Annotated in this window: 20 protein-coding genes; 10 read left to right on the top strand and 10 right to left on the bottom strand. The window is 27.1% G+C overall.

Annotated features, from left to right (window positions below):
- Positions 1 to 90: 90 nt before the first annotated feature.
- The gene (locus OY14_04700) at positions 91 to 900 is read right to left on the bottom strand and encodes an FAD-dependent thymidylate synthase (GenBank protein ID AJA90752.1); all 810 of its coding nucleotides are present in this window, start codon (positions 898 to 900) and stop codon (positions 91 to 93) included.
- A gap of 202 nt (positions 901 to 1,102) precedes the next feature.
- The gene (locus tag OY14_04695) at positions 1,103 to 1,948 is read right to left on the bottom strand and encodes a porin (protein AJA90751.1); all 846 of its coding nucleotides are present in this window, start codon (positions 1,946 to 1,948) and stop codon (positions 1,103 to 1,105) included.
- A 480-nt stretch (positions 1,949 to 2,428) separates the two neighbouring features.
- Between OY14_04695 and OY14_04690 the strand changes: the two genes are divergently transcribed.
- The 6 genes from OY14_04690 to OY14_04665 all read left to right on the top strand — a co-directional run bounded on the left by OY14_04690 (position 2,429) and on the right by OY14_04665 (position 8,698).
- The gene (locus OY14_04690) at positions 2,429 to 3,313 is read left to right on the top strand and encodes a hypothetical protein (GenBank protein AJA90750.1); all 885 of its coding nucleotides are present in this window, start codon (positions 2,429 to 2,431) and stop codon (positions 3,311 to 3,313) included.
- Positions 3,314 to 3,676: 363 nt separating this feature from the next.
- On the top strand, positions 3,677 to 4,393 hold the full coding sequence (locus OY14_04685; GenBank protein AJA90749.1) for a hypothetical protein: 717 nt from the start codon (positions 3,677 to 3,679) through the stop codon (positions 4,391 to 4,393).
- An 85-nt stretch (positions 4,394 to 4,478) separates the two neighbouring features.
- Positions 4,479 to 5,159, top strand: coding sequence for a hypothetical protein (locus OY14_04680; GenBank protein ID AJA90748.1), 681 nt, complete (start codon positions 4,479 to 4,481; stop codon positions 5,157 to 5,159).
- A gap of 158 nt (positions 5,160 to 5,317) precedes the next feature.
- Positions 5,318 to 6,523, top strand: a complete 1,206-nt coding sequence (locus OY14_04675; GenBank protein ID AJA90747.1) for a lipoprotein — start codon at positions 5,318 to 5,320, stop codon at positions 6,521 to 6,523.
- Between the two features lie 173 nt (positions 6,524 to 6,696).
- Complete coding sequence (locus OY14_04670) at positions 6,697 to 7,539, top strand: hypothetical protein (protein AJA90746.1); 843 nt, start codon at positions 6,697 to 6,699, stop codon at positions 7,537 to 7,539.
- A gap of 175 nt (positions 7,540 to 7,714) precedes the next feature.
- Positions 7,715 to 8,698 (top strand): hypothetical protein, encoded by a 984-nt coding sequence (locus OY14_04665; protein ID AJA90745.1) that lies wholly within the window; start codon positions 7,715 to 7,717, stop codon positions 8,696 to 8,698.
- Between the two features lie 235 nt (positions 8,699 to 8,933).
- Here OY14_04665 and OY14_04660 read toward each other — a convergent pair whose 3' ends face one another.
- Positions 8,934 to 9,113, bottom strand: a complete 180-nt coding sequence (locus OY14_04660; GenBank protein ID AJA90744.1) for a hypothetical protein — start codon at positions 9,111 to 9,113, stop codon at positions 8,934 to 8,936.
- A gap of 245 nt (positions 9,114 to 9,358) precedes the next feature.
- Here OY14_04660 and OY14_04655 point away from each other — a divergent pair, with 245 nt between their 5' ends.
- The 4 genes from OY14_04655 (at position 9,359) to OY14_04640 (ending at position 13,135) form a co-directional block, all read left to right on the top strand.
- Complete coding sequence (locus tag OY14_04655) at positions 9,359 to 9,982, top strand: hypothetical protein (GenBank protein AJA90754.1); 624 nt, start codon at positions 9,359 to 9,361, stop codon at positions 9,980 to 9,982.
- Positions 9,983 to 10,344: 362 nt separating this feature from the next.
- Positions 10,345 to 11,094, top strand: coding sequence for a lipoprotein (locus tag OY14_04650; protein ID AJA90743.1), 750 nt, complete (start codon positions 10,345 to 10,347; stop codon positions 11,092 to 11,094).
- A gap of 97 nt (positions 11,095 to 11,191) precedes the next feature.
- The gene (locus tag OY14_04645) at positions 11,192 to 11,410 is read left to right on the top strand and encodes a hypothetical protein (protein ID AJA90742.1); all 219 of its coding nucleotides are present in this window, start codon (positions 11,192 to 11,194) and stop codon (positions 11,408 to 11,410) included.
- Positions 11,411 to 11,908: 498 nt separating this feature from the next.
- Positions 11,909 to 13,135, top strand: a complete 1,227-nt coding sequence (locus tag OY14_04640) for a lipoprotein (protein ID AJA90741.1) — start codon at positions 11,909 to 11,911, stop codon at positions 13,133 to 13,135.
- Between the two features lie 37 nt (positions 13,136 to 13,172).
- Here OY14_04640 and OY14_04635 read toward each other — a convergent pair whose 3' ends face one another.
- From OY14_04635 to OY14_04605, 7 genes are all read right to left on the bottom strand, one after another.
- Positions 13,173 to 13,745 (bottom strand): hypothetical protein, encoded by a 573-nt coding sequence (locus OY14_04635; protein AJA90740.1) that lies wholly within the window; start codon positions 13,743 to 13,745, stop codon positions 13,173 to 13,175.
- Positions 13,735 to 14,676, bottom strand: a complete 942-nt coding sequence (locus OY14_04630) for a hypothetical protein (protein ID AJA90739.1) — start codon at positions 14,674 to 14,676, stop codon at positions 13,735 to 13,737. Before OY14_04630 ends, OY14_04635 begins: the two co-directional genes overlap by 11 nt.
- A gap of 66 nt (positions 14,677 to 14,742) precedes the next feature.
- Entirely contained in the window at positions 14,743 to 15,012 is a 270-nt protein-coding gene (locus tag OY14_04625; protein ID AJA90738.1) for a hypothetical protein, read from the bottom strand.
- A 41-nt stretch (positions 15,013 to 15,053) separates the two neighbouring features.
- On the bottom strand, positions 15,054 to 15,329 hold the full coding sequence (locus tag OY14_04620; protein ID AJA90737.1) for a hypothetical protein: 276 nt from the start codon (positions 15,327 to 15,329) through the stop codon (positions 15,054 to 15,056).
- A 123-nt stretch (positions 15,330 to 15,452) separates the two neighbouring features.
- Positions 15,453 to 16,256, bottom strand: a complete 804-nt coding sequence (locus tag OY14_04615) for a membrane protein (protein ID AJA90736.1) — start codon at positions 16,254 to 16,256, stop codon at positions 15,453 to 15,455.
- A gap of 39 nt (positions 16,257 to 16,295) precedes the next feature.
- Complete coding sequence (locus OY14_04610) at positions 16,296 to 16,859, bottom strand: hypothetical protein (GenBank protein ID AJA90735.1); 564 nt, start codon at positions 16,857 to 16,859, stop codon at positions 16,296 to 16,298.
- Between the two features lie 20 nt (positions 16,860 to 16,879).
- Positions 16,880 to 18,265, bottom strand: coding sequence for a hypothetical protein (locus OY14_04605; GenBank protein ID AJA90734.1), 1,386 nt, complete (start codon positions 18,263 to 18,265; stop codon positions 16,880 to 16,882).
- Positions 18,266 to 18,267: the final 2 nt, after the last annotated feature.

Raw genomic sequence — 18,267 nt, 5'->3', positions numbered from 1 at the left:
TAATTATTATGTAATAGTATAAATACTTTTAAAATAACTGTTCGCAATATCCGCATATATCATAATAACTTGATAAAATAATTTGAAATTTCAATCAATCCCCAGCTTATCTTTCAATATATTCAATTTATTAGAATCAATACTAAGTTTATTTAAATCCAAAGCATTCGCAATTGCCATTATCTCTTCGTGAGAAAATCTCTTTCCTTTTAAAAAATGATTCTCAAAACTGTTAAAAGAAACGGGAACGATTTCTCTTACTACACTAAGCAATGCCTTAGCATATTCTTGCATTTCTTTTGGCGAATTTTCTTTTACCTCTTTTGGGCTATCTAAAGCTAATCGCAACTTAATAAAATGGAAAAGATTGTTCAGGTCAATTTGCCAATACCATTCAGTATATAAACTTAAAGGCAAAACTATTCTTGAGACTTCTTTTGAAATATTGGAATTTATCATATCTTGATAAAGCTCATAAGAATATTTTTGATGATGCCTTATCTTCTCTGACAAACCTTTACCCAAAAACTTGAACACTCTTTCAGAATTTCTACTACTATTACTAGAAATTTGACATATCAAATCTTCTTCTAAAGGAGCATAAAATTCCTCTCTTGCTAAACTATAACATCCAGAAGCTTCATTAATCCTTGCGGTTCTGTGCCTCATCCACTGCCGTGCAATAAATATTGGAGCTTTAATATGAAATGTAAAAACTACCTGCTCCAATGGGCTTGTATGCCCATTTCTTATCAAATAGTCAATAAGCTCTTCATCTTTTCTTTTGACACTCTCTCCTCGATAAGAAATCCTTGCGGCCTCAACTATTCTCTTGTCATCTCCCATAAAATCTAAAAGCTTTAAAAAGCCATTATTCAAAATTTTATATTCTCTATTCAAAAATTAATACTCCCTACTCAAAGCAAATTTATTATATTTTTCGTTCTGAAAAATATAATACCATGATAACAAACTTAAGAATAACTTTAAATATTAATTTTAAGTAAAATATAAAATAAAAAAGGTAGAAACTAATATAATCAGCCTCAAACCTTTTTTTGCTTTACCCTCTAATTAATTTATAAATAGCTCATATAAGAAACTATCTCATATACAAAGAAATGGTCATTACTTTTGCAAGATCTCTTGCACCTTGAGCTACCTTTACAACATTAGAAATAGCTTTTGTAACATCTTCTTTTGCCACGGCCTGATCTTTATCTGATGGATTTAAACCGTTAACTATATTGAGAACCTTTTGAGCCTCTTGAACTGTTTCATCTAAAGCTCTTTCAGAAGCCATTAAAGTTTCTTTAACCCGTTCTACCTTAGCAACCTCTTCTTTTGTTAATTCCAACTCCTTATTATTTGGAGATTTATTTGACATTATTCGCTTTTCTATTAAAAATATTGCTTCATTTGCAATAGTAACAGCCTTTTGTGTTTCTTGAACAGCTTTTTTGGAAATTTCAACAACCTTATTTGCATCCTCAGCAATCATTCCTGAAGCCTTTGCCACAATTGTTGCCTCTTGCGATGCAACAACAGTTCCTTTAGCAACATCTGACATCAAAGACATTGACCCTACAAACTTTTTAACCAAACTCTCATCATTTGATTCTACCAACTCAAGAGATGATTCTCTAACCTCTTCTAATTTATTAGAAACATCCTCTGTTACTTTATTAATAGTATCCAAAGCTTGAATAACTTGATCTTTTTCATCTAATTTTTTATTGTCTTTTTCATCTAATTTTTTATTGTCTTTTTCATCTAATTTTTCATTGTCTTTTTGATCTAAATTTTTATTGTCTTTTTCATCTGATTGTAGCAAAATGCTGGGTTGAGATTGTAGAATATTTACATTGTTAGAATCTGCAAACACATTTGAACTTACAAATCCAAACAATAATATATTAATTATTAAATTAACAAATATTTTAGTCATCGTTAATTCTCCTTATTTAAACTATTTTTAATATTTTAAAACATAACTAAATTAGAATCAATACATATTTGTATAAATATACATAATCAACTAGTTTAATTAACTTACAATCACCTAGAATAAAGACTTTTAACAAAAATTCTAAAACATAAATTTACCGTAAAATGGGGAGAACGGTGTTGTTTTATAATAAACTTAAGTTTATTATAAAACAACACGTGAAAAATATAGTGCAATCACCAATGAAAACAAAGGCTATTAGAAAAAATTTTTTAAAATAAATATAACCACCAAAACGGTATTAAGCCCCCAATATTAATTACGTTACAAACGTATTTTAAAAAAGTTAATTTATTGTCTTTTATTTTAAATAAATAAAACAAATATTGAATACTAAATAAATTGAAATATATTTATATTAGAAATATTGAGCTTGTCAAATAACACTTATGATTAAATTTTTATCTAAAGGATTAGATCTTGAAAAAGAAAACAATTTATAAAATATTAGAACTATTTAAAATAGCCTTACTATTCTCATGTTCTTTTTATTCTGAATCAAACAACACAGAAGCAACAAATGAATTACAACCAAGCTCCATTCCCACTAAAATTGACGAAAATAGCATTGAAAAAAAAGAAAATCTTGAAAAGATCCAAAACTTGCAAAAAAATCAATTATCAAATAACGAAAAAGAAGGGGTAATCAAAAAGATTACACAAGAATTTGACGAAAATGAAGAACTAATTAAAAAAATAAGGCCGAATATAGAAATATTTAATCAAAAAATAAATATAGATATTCAAAAAATCGAACCTATTGATCAATTTGGAATAAATAAAACCACAATTCCAGAAAAACAAGACATTACTATTGACTTAATATTGGCAAACAATCTGTTTAGAAGGTTTTTTTATTCATCTCTAAATTACGACGAAAATAAAATAAAAAAATTTGGAACAATACTCTCACAAGTATCAAGCTCAGACAACTCCCATTACAATCTTATTGGCTCAATTCTTTGGACAGGATTCAAAATACAAGAATCCTTTGAACAGACTGTCAATCTTTTAAACAAAAACGAGCAAAGACGTCTAATATTCAATTTTAGAACAAAAACAGTAAAAGATATTCAAGAAAATTTTGAAAAACTAATACAAGAAAGAAATGCGTGGATAACAACTGTAGAAAACATTATTAGCGAATACGACAAAAATACAGCCGGAATTAGAGCTGATGGCATAATTTTAGGAGAACTAATAAGGGTTAGATACGCAAATAAATTCAACCCAAATGCAAGTATACAAATTTTAGACAGTATTAAAGACTCTCTAAAAGATTGTTGCGACCACATACACTACTAATTAGTAGTGTATGAATTAAAGAATTACTAAAATATTACAAAATCAAGATCAATATTACAGAATTAACATTAGAAAACAATTAGTAAGAACATCAAAGCCCAAGAGAAAAAATAAAATATACAAATAGCTAAAATTACTAATATAAACAAAAAATTAATATATTGTTCTTAATATTTTTAAAAGAGAAGTTAATTTTTCTATTTTTTTAAACTCATTTAATCTAAATCCAAAAAACCAACAATGTCTTTTAATTTTTATTTAAAGTTTAAACTTAAACTTTAAATAATTTGAGATACATTTGTAATATGTACTAAAAATTAATTTGTATCAGCATTATTATTTTTTTTATCAAAGGAGAATATTTTGAAAAAAAATGGACTAATATTAACCAATATTGTCATTACAACACTTCTTTTGTACTCTTGTAGTTTATTCCAAGGAACAATAACCCAAAGAATTTCAACAGAAATAAAAAGATTTAAAGAAAAAGTAGAACAAGACAAAGAAAAAACTGAAGCTGCTGATCAATTTGGAATGAAACATTCAGTCTTTAACACAGATACAACCTCGCTTAAACTTTCAAAACTCAGCTCAGACTCAAAAAACAATGAGAGAAGATTATTCTACTCTTCACTGGATTACAATACAACAAGAATTGTAAATTTTGGGAAAATACTCACACAACTTTACAAACAACAGCACCACCAACTAATAGAAGAAGTTGTCAAAATAGGATTTTTTAACATTCAAGAAAACCTTGAAGAAACAATTTTAAAAATATCTGATGATAAAGACGAATTAAAAAGACTAGGCAAAGAAAATCTAAAAACTCTTGAGACTACAATAAAAGAACTTTTTGAAATAAAAAAAAATTGGATCAAAAAGATAGATGAGATTATTCTTAACTACAACGAAAATTTAGAAGAAATTAAAGACGATGCCGACAGACTAGCAGAACACATTAGATATACAATAAAATTAGAAAAATATGACACAACATCTGCTACTACCAAAATAAAAGAAATATTAAATCCTCGTTACAATTTGCCAGCTTTAACAATGCCTGGAATTCAAAATTAAAATATGTTAAGGCTAAAATATTTTTGTTTTCGCACAAATTTAGAATTAAACAACTTAAGATACATTTTTATAAAAGGAGAAGATTGTGAAAAAAAACAGATTGGCAGTTACTAGCCTAACAGCAATAACATTGCTGTCGTTCTCATGCGGTTTATTTACTAGCTCAAAACAAACACTTGTCGAAAAAATAGATAAAATAATCAAACCCTTAGTAGAAAAAATAGAAAGTGATAAAAAAGAAGAAGAATTAACCTCTGAGCAAGTAAAAAAAATTTTTCTTAATATTCAAAAAAATGATGATCTGAGCAAAGATTACAGAAGACAGTTCTATTCATCTCTTGAATACAATAAAATAAGAATTACAAGCCTAATAGAAATTTTAAACAAATTTGATACCAACAAAGATGAACTTAAAACTTTGATTAGGGCAATAATTGACAGAGGATCAATCTTTGTACAAAATCCACTAGAAATAGCTGTTCTTGACATCAGTAAAAGAAAAGACGACCTGATTAATTTTAATAGCAAAGAAAAATTAAATGACATTAAAAATAAACTCAATAAAATTCTGGGAATGCAACAACAATGGATCAAAAATATAGACAAAATTATTATTACATACAATGATAATAAAAATCTTCAAGAAAAAATTGAAGATTTAAAAGCTTACATAAAAACAACCTATGAGAATACATTAAAGCCAGACTCAAATGAAATTTACGATTTAATGATAGAAATTGGAAGAGAGTTACAGGAAAACTTGTGATCACAAAAAAAAAGAGCAAATCTCTTGCTCTTTTTTTTGTTTATACTTATTGAATATTGTTTAATTTGAACTAAATTTTTAATAATTAATAATTAATTTTAAATTTTAATTAATTTTGATTATTAAAATTTATTAAAAAGTTACCGAGGAATAACATTTTGAAAACTAAATCATTAATATATTTAAAGCTAATAGCCTTGTTTTTGTCTTCTTGCACAATTGATGCTAATCTAAGCAAAGGGTATAAAAACAAAGTAGAAGAACTTCTCAATAGTACAACAAATGATCAGGCAATAATCACTATCAACACAAGCTCAAACAATAAGAATGACCAAACAAACAATAATAAAATAGAAGCATCTCAAAAACAACTACAACCAACAAAAAATAAAGAATTGCGAATTCTGCAACACAAAGCAAATCCATCAGGTCCATACGAAAAAAATACAAAGATTGTAGCAACAAAAATAGAAATTGTACCACAAAAACAAACAACATCTACTCAAATAGCTACAACTGCGCCCATAATTACAAAAACTCCTAACCAAAAGATTGGAAAATTTCAAAACCAAAATTCAAATTACAATTTAAGTCAGCCACCAATAGGCCCAAACTTAAAAAGTACACAAATTGACAATTTTCCTACAATCTTCAAACAAACTAAACCAAACTTTATCCAAACATCTTATAAACAAATCGGCAAATCACAAACTCTGAAAAATAAAATTCTCAAAAAGATTTCTGAAGAAAAAATTAAACTGGAAAACAACAAAGGATTTAGAGAAACTTACGATCAATTTAAAATGAAAGACTCTGCATTTACTTTAATAGATGTTATTTCAAATATTTCGGTTTTTGATCGAAGCTACGCACCAAAACTTAGCTCTAACACACCAGAAGCAGAAAATGAAAGAAACAAATTCTATGCAATTATGGACTTTGATCAATTAAAAATTGAACAATTTGGATCAATAATGGAAACCCTTTACAAGGAAGACCAAAATCATAATTTAATCAGATCCTTAATAATATCAGGACTTGGCATACAAATTTCTTTTGAACTTGCAATAAAAGAGCTAGATAAAAAAATTGAGATATTAAGCAAAGAATACTTAAACAATAAAATTAGAAGCTTTGATTTTGACATTAAGCTAAAAGAGCTTGACTTAAAATTCAATACAATATTGGCTCAAAAAAAAGAATGGTCAAAATACATTGATACCCTTATTACTAATGCAAACTCTAATTCAAGCTTAAAAAATCCAAAATCTTTAGCAGAATACATTCAAACCAAATATTTAGATAAAATGCAAAATGCTCGACAATCTGTTCTTGACATGTACATTGAAATAACAGAATTTTAATAATTTATTTAAATAACAAAAATAAACTATTTTTACAACGCTTTTAAAAAAGAAGAGATCTAATCTTTTCTTTTTTATTATTGTTCAATTTCAAATTTGAACTAAATTTAAATCATTAAGTATTATTTTTAAATAATAAAAATTACTTAAAATTTTTATTAAAGGATAAAATTTTGAATAAAGCAAAATTATCGATATTTATAACATTAGGAATAATAACATTGTTTTCTTGTAAGCTAAACCACGAAGACAGTCAAACTAAAGTAGCAAGTTTTACAGAAACAAAAAACGATGAATTAAATCCTCAAAAAGATATAAAAGAGCAAGAACATTTAGGATCTACACAAGACTTAAAGAACCAAAGCAAAGACGAAGCAGACCTAATTGACGAACTCTTTGAAATCTTGGCAAGAGAAATGGCAATAATAAAAAGAGACAAGCTTCAAACAGAAATACCTAGTCAATTTGGGCTAAAAAATAGCATGTTTGAACTAATTAATGTTTACAAAATAAACTCTCAAAGCGGACAAAAACACAGAGAAAAAATGAACTCAAGCCTAATAGAATCCCAAAAAATGAGAAGACAATTTTACTCATCACTAGGCTACAACACTACTGACATATTTAATTTAGCAGAAATTGTAAACAAGCTCTACAAGAATCCAAAAGCCCACGAGACAATAAAAAAAATATCGGGGGGAATAAGAATTCAACAAAGATTTGAAGTTGCTCTTGAAGATTTAGCAATCAAAATGGATACACTAAAAGAAAATGATTTTAATCAAAATACTTTAAAAGAAATCTGTGCTGCAATGATTGAACTAATCGAAATAAAAAAAGAATGGATAAAAACAATAGAAACATTAATAAAAAGTTCAAACGCTACCTTAGAACTACAAAGCAACACAGAAAAGCTAAAAGACCATATCCATCAAATATATACAGACAAAATGATTTCTCTTTGCTCAAAATCTGAGCAAACACTATTTTACTTAGACACATTATTTAAAAAATAATAATAATTAAAAATTCCCAAAAAATATAAACCCTTGTATCCAAAGAGAGCAAAAGCTCTCTTTTTTTAAAAAATTTATATTGTACAATATAAATTTTGAATTAAAGTTATTAATTAGGTAATTAAAATTATTAATTAATATTAATTACTTAAAATTTTTATTGAAGGATAACATTTTGAAAAAAAATAAATTAACTGCAATATTTTTATTGCTCATATTAACTGTGCTCATTATGCTTTCTTGCTCATTCGAAGGCAACAAAGATAATGACAAAAAGACAAAAAAATTTGAAAACGAAAATGACTTACCCGGCACCGAAGAAGTGTCTCAAAATACTCAAAATGAAGAACCAAAAATAGATGATTTGCTTGTTGCAATTGATGCTCTAAACAATCCACCACAAATCGCAGCTGGCAATATTGCTAACAACCCAAATTTAGCAGCTTTACAACAACCCAATAAGGGCAATGCTAATGCTAATGCTAATGCTAATGCTAAATCCAAGGCCCCAAAACAAACATTGGATCCTGAAGCTCAAGAGCTAATACAAAAAATAATAGATAGATCTGCGAATATTATTAAAATAAGCGAATTTGATTCTAACAGGGATGAACCTGATGACCAATTTGGAATGAAAAAAGACATATTTAGTAAAATAATTTTCAATGCCGGCTCAACAATACATTTTGACGAAGAAGAATATCTAACTGAAAGAAGAATGCTTTACACATCTTTAAATTACAACGAAGGCACTATTGTAAACCTTGGAAAAATTTTATCTAAACTCAGCCAAGATTCAAACTACCTAAGTTTAGTTAAAGAAACTCTCATAAACAGAGGTTTTAGCATTCAATTATCAATAGAAGAAATAAGCGCAAAAATAATGTATGTAAGACACAGGCTACAAAATCTAAGCAAACCTAATTTGAAAACACTCTACTATGATTTTAATAAACTTACAACACTAAAAGAAGAGTGGCTAAAAGATGTAGATAACATTATTAAGGAATACAATAATAACCCTGAATTAAGAAATAACATTTCAAAATTAAACGACAACATACAATTGAAAAATCCAAAAGCTAAATTCGCAGCTATTCAAACTTTAATTTTAAATCTAGTAAACACAACCACCAATATTCTTGCTCCAATTCAATAATATTGGTTTACGATTAAAAGGGGAGGGATTGTTAACAATCCCTCCCCTTTTTTTATATTTAATCTTTCTTGCTAAGAACATTATTGTTTAGAGCAATAATATTTACCGGTAAAACAAAATGTTTGTTTTTGAAAAAAATTAAAAACTAAAAACTTTTTTAATAAGATTTATTAAAAAAGTTTTATAAAAAATTATTGTCAGTGTTCTTTCTAAACCCATATAAAAGTAATAAAAATTACTTTTTCATTGTCTTCATCATAGGTTGTGGAGTTGATTTCATAGATTTATCTGTCATTGGAGTTGTAACTTTTGAATCGTCAGTTTTGATGCTTTCCATCTCATCTGAAATTCTTGTAGTTTCGCAAGCAACAAATAATATTGCACTCAAAAATACAGCATACATTAATTTTGTCATTATTTAATTCTCCTTATTTAAAATTTATACCATATTAAAATATAATCATAAAATAATCAATATCAATTAGTTTTTTTGTTTTAATAAAAAATTATAAAATGATTTTAAAACTATTGATAAAATATATATAAAATGATATCTTATTTAAATAAATTTGGGCTGAGGAATAATTAAATAATTATATGTACACAACTTTGAGTTTTTTTAAAAAGAAATTAAACAATTCTAATATTACAAGAGACAATGTGAATTCATTTAAAAATAATCTAATTTACAAAAGTAAATATACAAAACCTTTAAATCCTATTCTTTGTTCGCAATTTTACATTAGAACCTACAATACGGACTCAAATGCAACAATTGAAATAAAATCAGAAGCACAATATTTAGACCAATACGACAAAATTACACTCACAAAAGGAAAACTAAAATCAATAAGCATATTGGCTCACAAAAATAATATGGATAAAAAAGGTTTAAAAAACCTGCTCAAATTAAAAAACCACAAAGATTTTATTAACTTTTATGAGAATAATTACATAAGATGCTGTTTAAATTTCGAAGATAAACAAAAAAAGGTGATTAATTTAATGCCACTGTTTCATTATCACAGTTTATCAAGCATAAACAAAGCAATTACAAACAAAGACAAATCCGGCGATTTGCAATTTGGCAGCTCATTTTATGTATCAACCAATTACAGTTGGAAATATCTCAACTTTACCAAATTTAAAAAAGGCCTGGGTAAAATTAAGCTTATTTATTCCCCTTATTCTAATAAAAAATATTATCTTAAAGTAAGTCAAAACATTTACAATACAATAGAAATACTAACTAATACTTCCAAACTAAAAGAATTCATAAAATAATCAAAAGAAATAAAAAATTAAACTTATTAAACACTTCCCACACATGTTTCAAAGAGGATTCACTTCGAGCCCTCTTTGTTTGGATTTAAACAAACAAAAATTCGACTTTTTCAAATGTGAGCTATATTTAGAAGTATCTGCAATACTGTTTCTAAACTGTAGCTTATTAAATAATCGATATAACAAAAACTTAGAGCTACTTTTTAACTACCTCCAAAGAAGTTCTTATGTTGCATTAGAGAACTTCTTTTTGTAAAAATTACTGCCTATCCTTTTATGTTTTTTAATCCAATAAAACTAAAATCACTATTAATACGTACAATAGTTTATAATAAATGTATTAAAGGATAAGGAGTAATTAAATGGTTAAAAAGGTAATTTTAATATCGCTAGGTGCCTTGATATTGTCCTGTGATCTACTATTTGAAAATGAAAAACAAAAAACTACTAACACCAAAAATGTAGTAGGAACAATCCCTGTGTCAATTCAAAGCATAGAAATAAGAGAGTCAAATCAAAACCCAACAAGCTTTGAAAAATACTACTCACAAACCTATCCGATTAAAACATTAGCTATTGATTTTAACATTAACAGAGAAAATGAATTTCAAAAAGCAGAGGATAAAATTTTATCTACAAAAGGAAAAGTGGAATCTTTGAGCATTCTAATACGAAAACAATTATTAGACTCAAAAGGCTTAACTTTAAAAAATCTTAAAGAGATCAAAAATATTGAAAATCTTTTCCAAAAACAAGAACTATTATTTATTTTCAACATTAAAAAAAATAAAAAAAATATTATTAATATAATGCTTAATCCTCCAAATGATACCCAAAAGCCTAAAAATTATGCTTTACTGGATCTTAAAAATCTCATTAAAAATAATGTAAGTGAGAAATACTTAAATCCTATCTATAGATTCCAAATAAAAAACAAAAAAGATTACCATTCAATAGATTACAACAAAGTGTCTATTAGTGAAAATAGCATAGAATTGGACCTTGCACCTCACAATCAAATCTTTAAAATGAGTAAAAATTTTGCTCAAATCTTAGAAATACTAACAGACATAAATAAGCTAAGATTAGTTATTCAAAAAGAATATATTTAAAATGAATTAAGCTTTAAAAGAATATCCATTTAATTGATAAATTAAATTTTATGATATATAATTACATTTAAATTGCTTAGGTTAAAGGAATGATTAAATGGTTAAAAAAATAATACTTATTTCGTTTTCAGTATTCATTATATCCTGTAGCGCAATTGGTCGTGGATTTTTAATAGATTCTATTCTTAATAAAATGATGGACGGCTCGCCTAAAGAAAAACAAGATTGTAACAAAAAAAAATCAGACTCAAAACCCGTGCTGGAAGAAGAAGAAGAAGACAACTACAATTCTGAAGAAGATGATGATGATGCCTAGTAAAACAACAAAATAATTTAAATATTTTGCAAGCATTTTATTAGGTTAATATTTAAAATTTTAAGCTTACATTTAAATATATTAATATATTCAAAGGAACATCGTTTTTTATTCGATGTTCTCCTTTATTAATAAATCTGAAAAATTAAAAGTATGCTATACACTTAGTACAAAGCAAATTCTTTGCATCAATACAAAAAGAGAAGAATGGTGCTGAGAATTTTGGAAAAATAATTAAAACAGCGCCACTACTTCTAACACCAAACTATAAATACACCAAAGGCAAAATACTAAAAAGTATTGTATATATGTATTTAATTCATACAAAAGTAGTAAAAAAATTTAAAAATCATAATGAAAAATCTTTGATACCCCCTAGCCCCCTGTTAAGGGGTCCCCTATTAAGGGGATTTTTTTTTATTTTAAAATCAAAATTAAAAAATAATAAAATGTAGTATAATGTTTCTCAATATTTTTATTCAAAAGGAGAGCAAGGCTTTGAAAAGCAAGCTTGGAAAAGTTTTAAGCAAATTCTTAATACTTGCACCATTGCTACTAGTTATTAGCTGTAATGCTAATATGAATACAAATAATAAAAACAAAGCCTTAAACGAATTTAAATCTAAAGAAATTATTAAAAACAGCTTACAAATTGAATTGGACCTTAAAAAAGAGCTTGAGATAAATACAAATACTCCTCCTATTTTAGAAATTGAAAAAATTGAACCTGGCAAACAAGAAATCTTCTTAAAGTCTGAATTTGACAACGAAAATTTAATGCTACTAGAAGAAACAGAAATGGCAAATTCAGAAGAAGAGATTGCAAAAATACAAGAAAAATTGTTGCTAATCGGTGCATCTGAAGAAATTACAGAGCAAGAATTAGGTTCAAGCATGAAAAACCCTTTAAATCCAACTATAATAGAATTCAGAGTTTCAAGAACCAACGACAAACAAGAAATACTAAATCCTGCTGAAGAAGAGATTAATACCGAGATTGATGCTAATACTAAAGACAAAATCTTTGATCAAAAAGGAAAAAACAACACTTTAACCCAAAACATAAAAACCCCCACACAAGATCAATTCCAAAAATACGAAACATACTTGAATAAAAATGGCAACTCAATAACAAAAGAATACGCAAATCAAGTAAGAGAATCTCTAGATAAAGCACTAAATGCAATAAAAAATTTAGAAAAATCTACAACAGATCTTGAGATTGAAAGTTTACTAAAGGATCAAGAAAACTCTGAAAGCACAACAACAAGCAACCTGACTAATCACATTAGCACTGATAACATGGAAAAAACAAAAAATAGATTGCTTGAAGAGCTAAAAAAAAGTGAACTTGTTTTTGAAGATACTAAAGATCCTCTAGGAACAAGCACAATAAAGCAAGTAATGGATGCTGCTAACAAATGGCAAGAGAAAGAAAACTACAATCAAATAAACTGGAATTTAGGATCAAAGTTTCATCCAAAACCAAAACTTTACAATAAATCAGTAGCTCAAGAATATAAAGTTTTAGCTGAAAAATTCACCAAGGTAAAAAATGAATACAAATACACAAAAGAACAACTAAAAGTTCAATCTAAATCAACAATCAACAATATCAGAAAAATAATTGACGCAACAAAAGAATTTGCAAATCAAGTAAAAAATTTAATCGTATTAGTAGAAAACAATCACCGGCAAACCCATAAACAAGCTCATACCAAGTAAGCTACTAAGTCGCAAAGCAATGCCATTAGATGCCACTTTAAACAAGAGGTCCTGTTTTACCAGTTGTAGTTGTAGGAGATCCGCTGCTATTAATATAAGTTAGAGTGCCAGAACTGTGTATATGATTTTCGAATTTAGTTCCATTAATTTTTAAATTGCCTTTAATTTCAATATTATCTACATCAATAATTAATTTTTTAGCTTTAAATCTTATATTTTCGCTTTGCGCATCAAACTCTTGCAAGCTCACTTCAAGCTGATTAAGCTTAATGCCAATTTTTTTGGGATTAAGTACGCTTAGAATGTAAAAATAATTTTTGTCAAAATGATTATTATCACTTTCTTGGAAAATATTGAAATTACTTTGAATCAAAACTACTTCATCATCTTCTTCTAAATTAAGATTAAAGTTAGATATATTTCTGGTATTAATCTCTAACCCTTCATACTCCTTAATAAGAACAACCCCTGTTTGAGTTTCAAAATCAAAACTTTTAATAATACCTATTCTGCAAATAAAAACATTCTCAAAAAGATACTGCTTGAACACACCAACAGGTGAAGAAACCTTCAAGCGCTCTAGTCCCACACAAAAATCATTATTTCTCATAATACATTCCTTTTTTTCTCTCAGAATAAAGCTCAAGATTTAAAACACACTCTCTAGTACTACTTAGTCTAGCGCTAGTGTTTTTAACCTTGCAAGCAATACTATTCCCATACCTGTCTTTAAAGCTTAAATCGTCTCCAATCCTTATGCTGTTAGTAAACATTACTTGTGCTTGATACAAGCTTAATCCAAAGTTCTCAGAATCTCCGCTAGAATCTTGCTGAGGCATAAACAAAAGTCCATAATCTTCAAGTCTTTTGTACTCGCCAGAAATAAACTGTCCAAAATTAGTAAAAATAAATTTCGAATCAACATCTTGCCCAAGATTTCCAATATCAACAATGATAGAATGAACGTATCCTTGTCGCCTTAAGTGCTCTATTAATCTTTTTGGAGAATTACAGGCAAAACTCTCGCCAATTACTCTTGATTTTTCAAGCTCATTCATACAAAAGATTGCCTTATCCTTAAACGCATATTTTATTGAATCGGCAACAGTACTTCCTTTGAAATTTTTATACTCAAACTTTCTCTCTAAAAAGGTTGCCCTAGACAAAAGGTATAACTCACACTCAAAACTAAAATTCCCAGACCCGCCAATTTTCTCAATAGGTGCTCCCAAGTATCCAGCCATAATAAATTGATAATCTTGCTGATGAGCAAACTTTTTATAATAAATTTTTACAATGTCTGAAGCCTTAAAATCAGAAAAATTTAAAGGTACATTAAAAATCTGAAGTTTGGTTTTTTTACCAATTATTAAACTATTCTCAGAATATGTATTTTGAATAACAATATTCAGATCAGGAGAACCATTTTGAGTGACAATAACAACTCTAGGTCTCAAGCCTGCAAGTCTTCCACCAATACTATTCTTAGAATCAACTGTATTGTAAAATTCAATCTTAAAATCGTATTGAAATATTAACATCTTTTTTAAATAAAACTCCTTTTAAAATTAAATGATAACTCAACATTAAAAGCAAAATTTAATCTTTTACTCTTGTTGATTTAATTTGTAAATCACCATTACTGCAACTTCTACTCCTGTGAACAAGATTTTATGATTAATATCCAAAATATTTTTTGAACCTACCATTCGAATAAAAAGTCTTAAATCTTCTTCTAATTTTTCAAAAGATTTCTGCTGATTAAGGTTAAAATTAAAAATTTTAACCTTAACGATTGTATCGTTAAAAACGATATAAGAATGCAAATTAAAAGATAAATAAAAAAATAAAATAAAAATCAAAAAAACTTCTCTCACTGATCCTACCAATTTGCCTTATATTTCAAAATATTTCTTTACTAACTTCTCTTTTTAATTTTATAAGTCACCATTATAGACACCCCATTAAAAGTTAAATTGTGCTCAATGCTTAAAATATTTTCAGATCCTATTTTATCAATTAAATTTTGTATTAAAATCTCAACAGAAGAAGTAGTATGATTTTCATTTAAATTACTACTAAATTTTACTTCTTCGTACAAAAACTTAACCGCAATCTCTTCATCATCTTGGAGATTGTAAGAATACGCATTAAGACCTAAAACAAAAAAAGAAATTAAAATTAATTTTCTCATCAATATTCTCCAAATAAAAATTATTCTGCTTGCTAAACTTTAAAATTAAATTAAAATAAAAATACTCAAGTTTTAAAGAATTTAGTTAAATTACTCTTAAAGAAAACCATAAAACTCATCTTCTCAAGAAAACTCATCTTCTTCTTGAATATCTTCACTATCTAGTTCATCTAGCTCTTCACTATCTAGTTCATCTAGCTCTTCACTATCTAGTTCATCTAAAAGCTCATTCTCTAATTCATCTGGTTCTTCACTGTCTAACTCATCTAGAAATTCCTCATCATCTGAATTATTAAGCTTTTGGTTGTTTAAACCTCGTCTTTTATTACATTTTTTCAAACCGTATAATCTTTTTGAAGGTTTTGAGTTTGAAAATTTTGACCTAACAAGACCATTGATACTATCTTTTAAAGACCTCTTCAAGCTACTCTGATTAGAATCCATTCTTTCAAGCTTTCTCAAAGGTTTTAAATTCTTAAGCTTAAATTTAAAGTAATTTTCTAGAAACAAAGCCTTTTGAATACTCTTTTCTACAATAAGCTTTGTATATTCCGGATTTTCAATCAAACGTTTATTTTTGTAATTTCTTGTTAAAAATTTATACTTTCTAATAATTTTTAATAATGGGGATTGCACCTCTTTTTGAAATCTACTCCTAACAAGTCTTTTTTTTATTATTTGCTGCAAACTTTTAGAATAAGCATTTAACTTATTAAGCTTAGCAAGCACTTCTTGGCTTTTAATCTCGCCAGCTCTGTCTTGAGACTTGATTAAAATCCCATTATCAAGATCATACATTAATACATAAGCCAAATCTATATCTTTCTTAAAATTCCATTTTTTTAAATTAAATGGTCTTGCAACATTTGAATATGTTGTTGAAACAATAAATAAAACAAATATCAAAATAAGCTTAAATTGCCCCATTAATATTCTCCTAATATTTAGTTGTGCTTGTTTAATATTTTAACCTTTATAGGTTAAAATATTAAACGTTTTACAAATTTTTACTTGCAAACTAACTTCTACTTCTTCTAAATAAACTGTATCTTTAAGCTTTAATGAATTAATACTCACCACCTCGTGAAATCCTACTGATGGACTGTACATACTATAATAAACTCCTGAGTTAAACCTTTGCCTAAATTGCATTTTTATAAAATTACTATTAAATTCTAAAGCACTGTTCATAAAAGGAGTTGCTTTTAGCGCTCTTATTAAAGTTTTATCATAAATAGACGACAAAACCCCTTTATTAATTGTTACAATCTCAGGCCTTGGAGTAATATTAAAGTTTACATATTCACTTTTTGTACTCGTAAAATCAATTACTGCGCGGTCTGAGCTTACGCTTGAGAGATTTTCCTCTATTAGATCATGCTTTACAAAAATAAAAAATAATTGAGGAATGTACCCAAGCCCTTTAAAATCAAGCCTTGGGAAAAGTAAAACAAAATTAGAAATGCTTACTAAGCTTGAGATTTGATTTATAACATCTTTTATTAATTTAGTAGCTTGCTCTTTAATCATTAAAACCTCTTTTAAATTTACTAAGGCATTCTTGAATCATCATCAATTCCTCTTGAACTAAATCCACTACCATCTCTTAATACATTCGTTATGTACTCAACCAAAGGCAAGCTTTCAAATGCCTGTCCCAACAGATTACCAAGATTTGAAAAAGTATTCCTCAAAGGCTCTAATACGCTATTAGTAAAATCGTAATTTTTAGCCCATTCTAAAAGTTCTACGGTTTTTTCTAAAAGTGGGTCTAATCTTAACTCAGAAGTACTGTTTAGCATTTTATTACTACTTAAAACCTCAGGTTCACCGCTTAAATTCTTTAAAGAAATTGTTGGATTGTCAAAGCTTAAAACCTTTTCTAAATTATTTTGATTGTTAAACAAATCGCTTATTAGACTAACGACTTTTGTATCGTTTTTTGCATGACCTTCGTCTTTCAATCTCTGTGCAAGCTCAACCATAAAAGAAAGATCATTCACATTTGAATTTTGAGAACTTTGAAGAACATAAAGTTTTCTTAAGAAATCATTTCTCTGAAACTCTGTTTCAAAAGATCTTTGCCTTTTTAATATTTTATTTGCACTCTCTTTTTGATTGTCTTTGTAAATAAAATTCTCAAGGCTTAGTTGAGGAATCTTTTTGTCTTTTAAATTTTGAAATTCTTTTTCTTTTAAAGATAATTTCAAGCCATCAAAATAGCTTTTAATATTAAAAAAATCAACTAATGCTGAGTCTTTTGAAAAATCTCTAAAAGAAATTGGATTTTCCAAAATACTCTGATTATTTTTGCTTTTTAAACCCAATGATTCTTGCAAATCACTCTCAGCAAAGCTAAACTGAATCTTACCAAAATTGGGATTTAATCTAAAATCTTTTAATGTCGGATTAGTTTGATCTTTAGCAGAATCGCTAATAAAATTTTGCTTAAAAGTATTTTTAATATTTTCATTTTTAAAATACGAGTATTGCTTGCTAGCTTTTAAAGCTAATTTGTCTACTTTAGGCTTGAAATAAGAACTAAGATTGTTTTTCTGAATAGCCGAATGTTTGAGATTTAAACTGCTTTTGTCTTTTGAATTTAAGTCTTTTAAAACGCTCTCTAGATTATTTTTTTGAGAATCTACTTCAAAGAACCCCTTAAAAGGATTACTTTTACTTGGAACATTCAAAGATTTAAAGCTTATTGATTTTTGAAGATTATCTTTTTTAAGTCTCTCAAAACTTTCAAGTCTCTCAAGACTTAAAGATAAAAAATCTTTACTACTTTTTGGACTCAAACTAATGCCATTTAAAAAATTTTCTTTTTTTAAACTTAAAAGATCTTTTTTCAAATTAATCTCAGTGGACTTTTTATCAAGCACACCTTCTAATGTAATTGTGAATTTATCTTCATTATTATTTTCTTCGTACATAA

Origin of the sequence: Borreliella chilensis (genome assembly GCA_000808095.1) — a bacterium.
In the GTDB taxonomy this organism is placed as follows: Bacteria; Spirochaetota; Spirochaetia; order Borreliales; family Borreliaceae; genus Borreliella; species Borreliella chilensis.
Note: the sequence above shows the minus strand (reverse complement) of the source record. Positions and strands in the feature narration are given on the sequence as shown.

Excerpts from the sequence above, each read along its gene's own strand:
- OY14_04650 (AJA90743.1), top strand. The coding sequence starts at position 10,345 with ATGGTTAAAAAGGTAATTTTAATATCGCTAGGTGCCTTGATATTGTCC.
- OY14_04660 (AJA90744.1), bottom strand. The coding sequence starts at position 9,113 with ATGACAAAATTAATGTATGCTGTATTTTTGAGTGCAATATTATTTGTT.
- OY14_04645 (AJA90742.1), top strand. The coding sequence starts at position 11,192 with ATGGTTAAAAAAATAATACTTATTTCGTTTTCAGTATTCATTATATCC.
- OY14_04605 (AJA90734.1), bottom strand. The coding sequence starts at position 18,265 with ATGTACGAAGAAAATAATAATGAAGATAAATTCACAATTACATTAGAA.
- OY14_04635 (AJA90740.1), bottom strand. The coding sequence starts at position 13,745 with ATGAGAAATAATGATTTTTGTGTGGGACTAGAGCGCTTGAAGGTTTCT.
- OY14_04630 (AJA90739.1), bottom strand. The coding sequence starts at position 14,676 with ATGTTAATATTTCAATACGATTTTAAGATTGAATTTTACAATACAGTT.
- OY14_04615 (AJA90736.1), bottom strand. The coding sequence starts at position 16,256 with ATGGGGCAATTTAAGCTTATTTTGATATTTGTTTTATTTATTGTTTCA.
- OY14_04610 (AJA90735.1), bottom strand. The coding sequence starts at position 16,859 with ATGATTAAAGAGCAAGCTACTAAATTAATAAAAGATGTTATAAATCAA.
- OY14_04620 (AJA90737.1), bottom strand. The coding sequence starts at position 15,329 with ATGAGAAAATTAATTTTAATTTCTTTTTTTGTTTTAGGTCTTAATGCG.
- OY14_04695 (AJA90751.1), bottom strand. The coding sequence starts at position 1,948 with ATGACTAAAATATTTGTTAATTTAATAATTAATATATTATTGTTTGGA.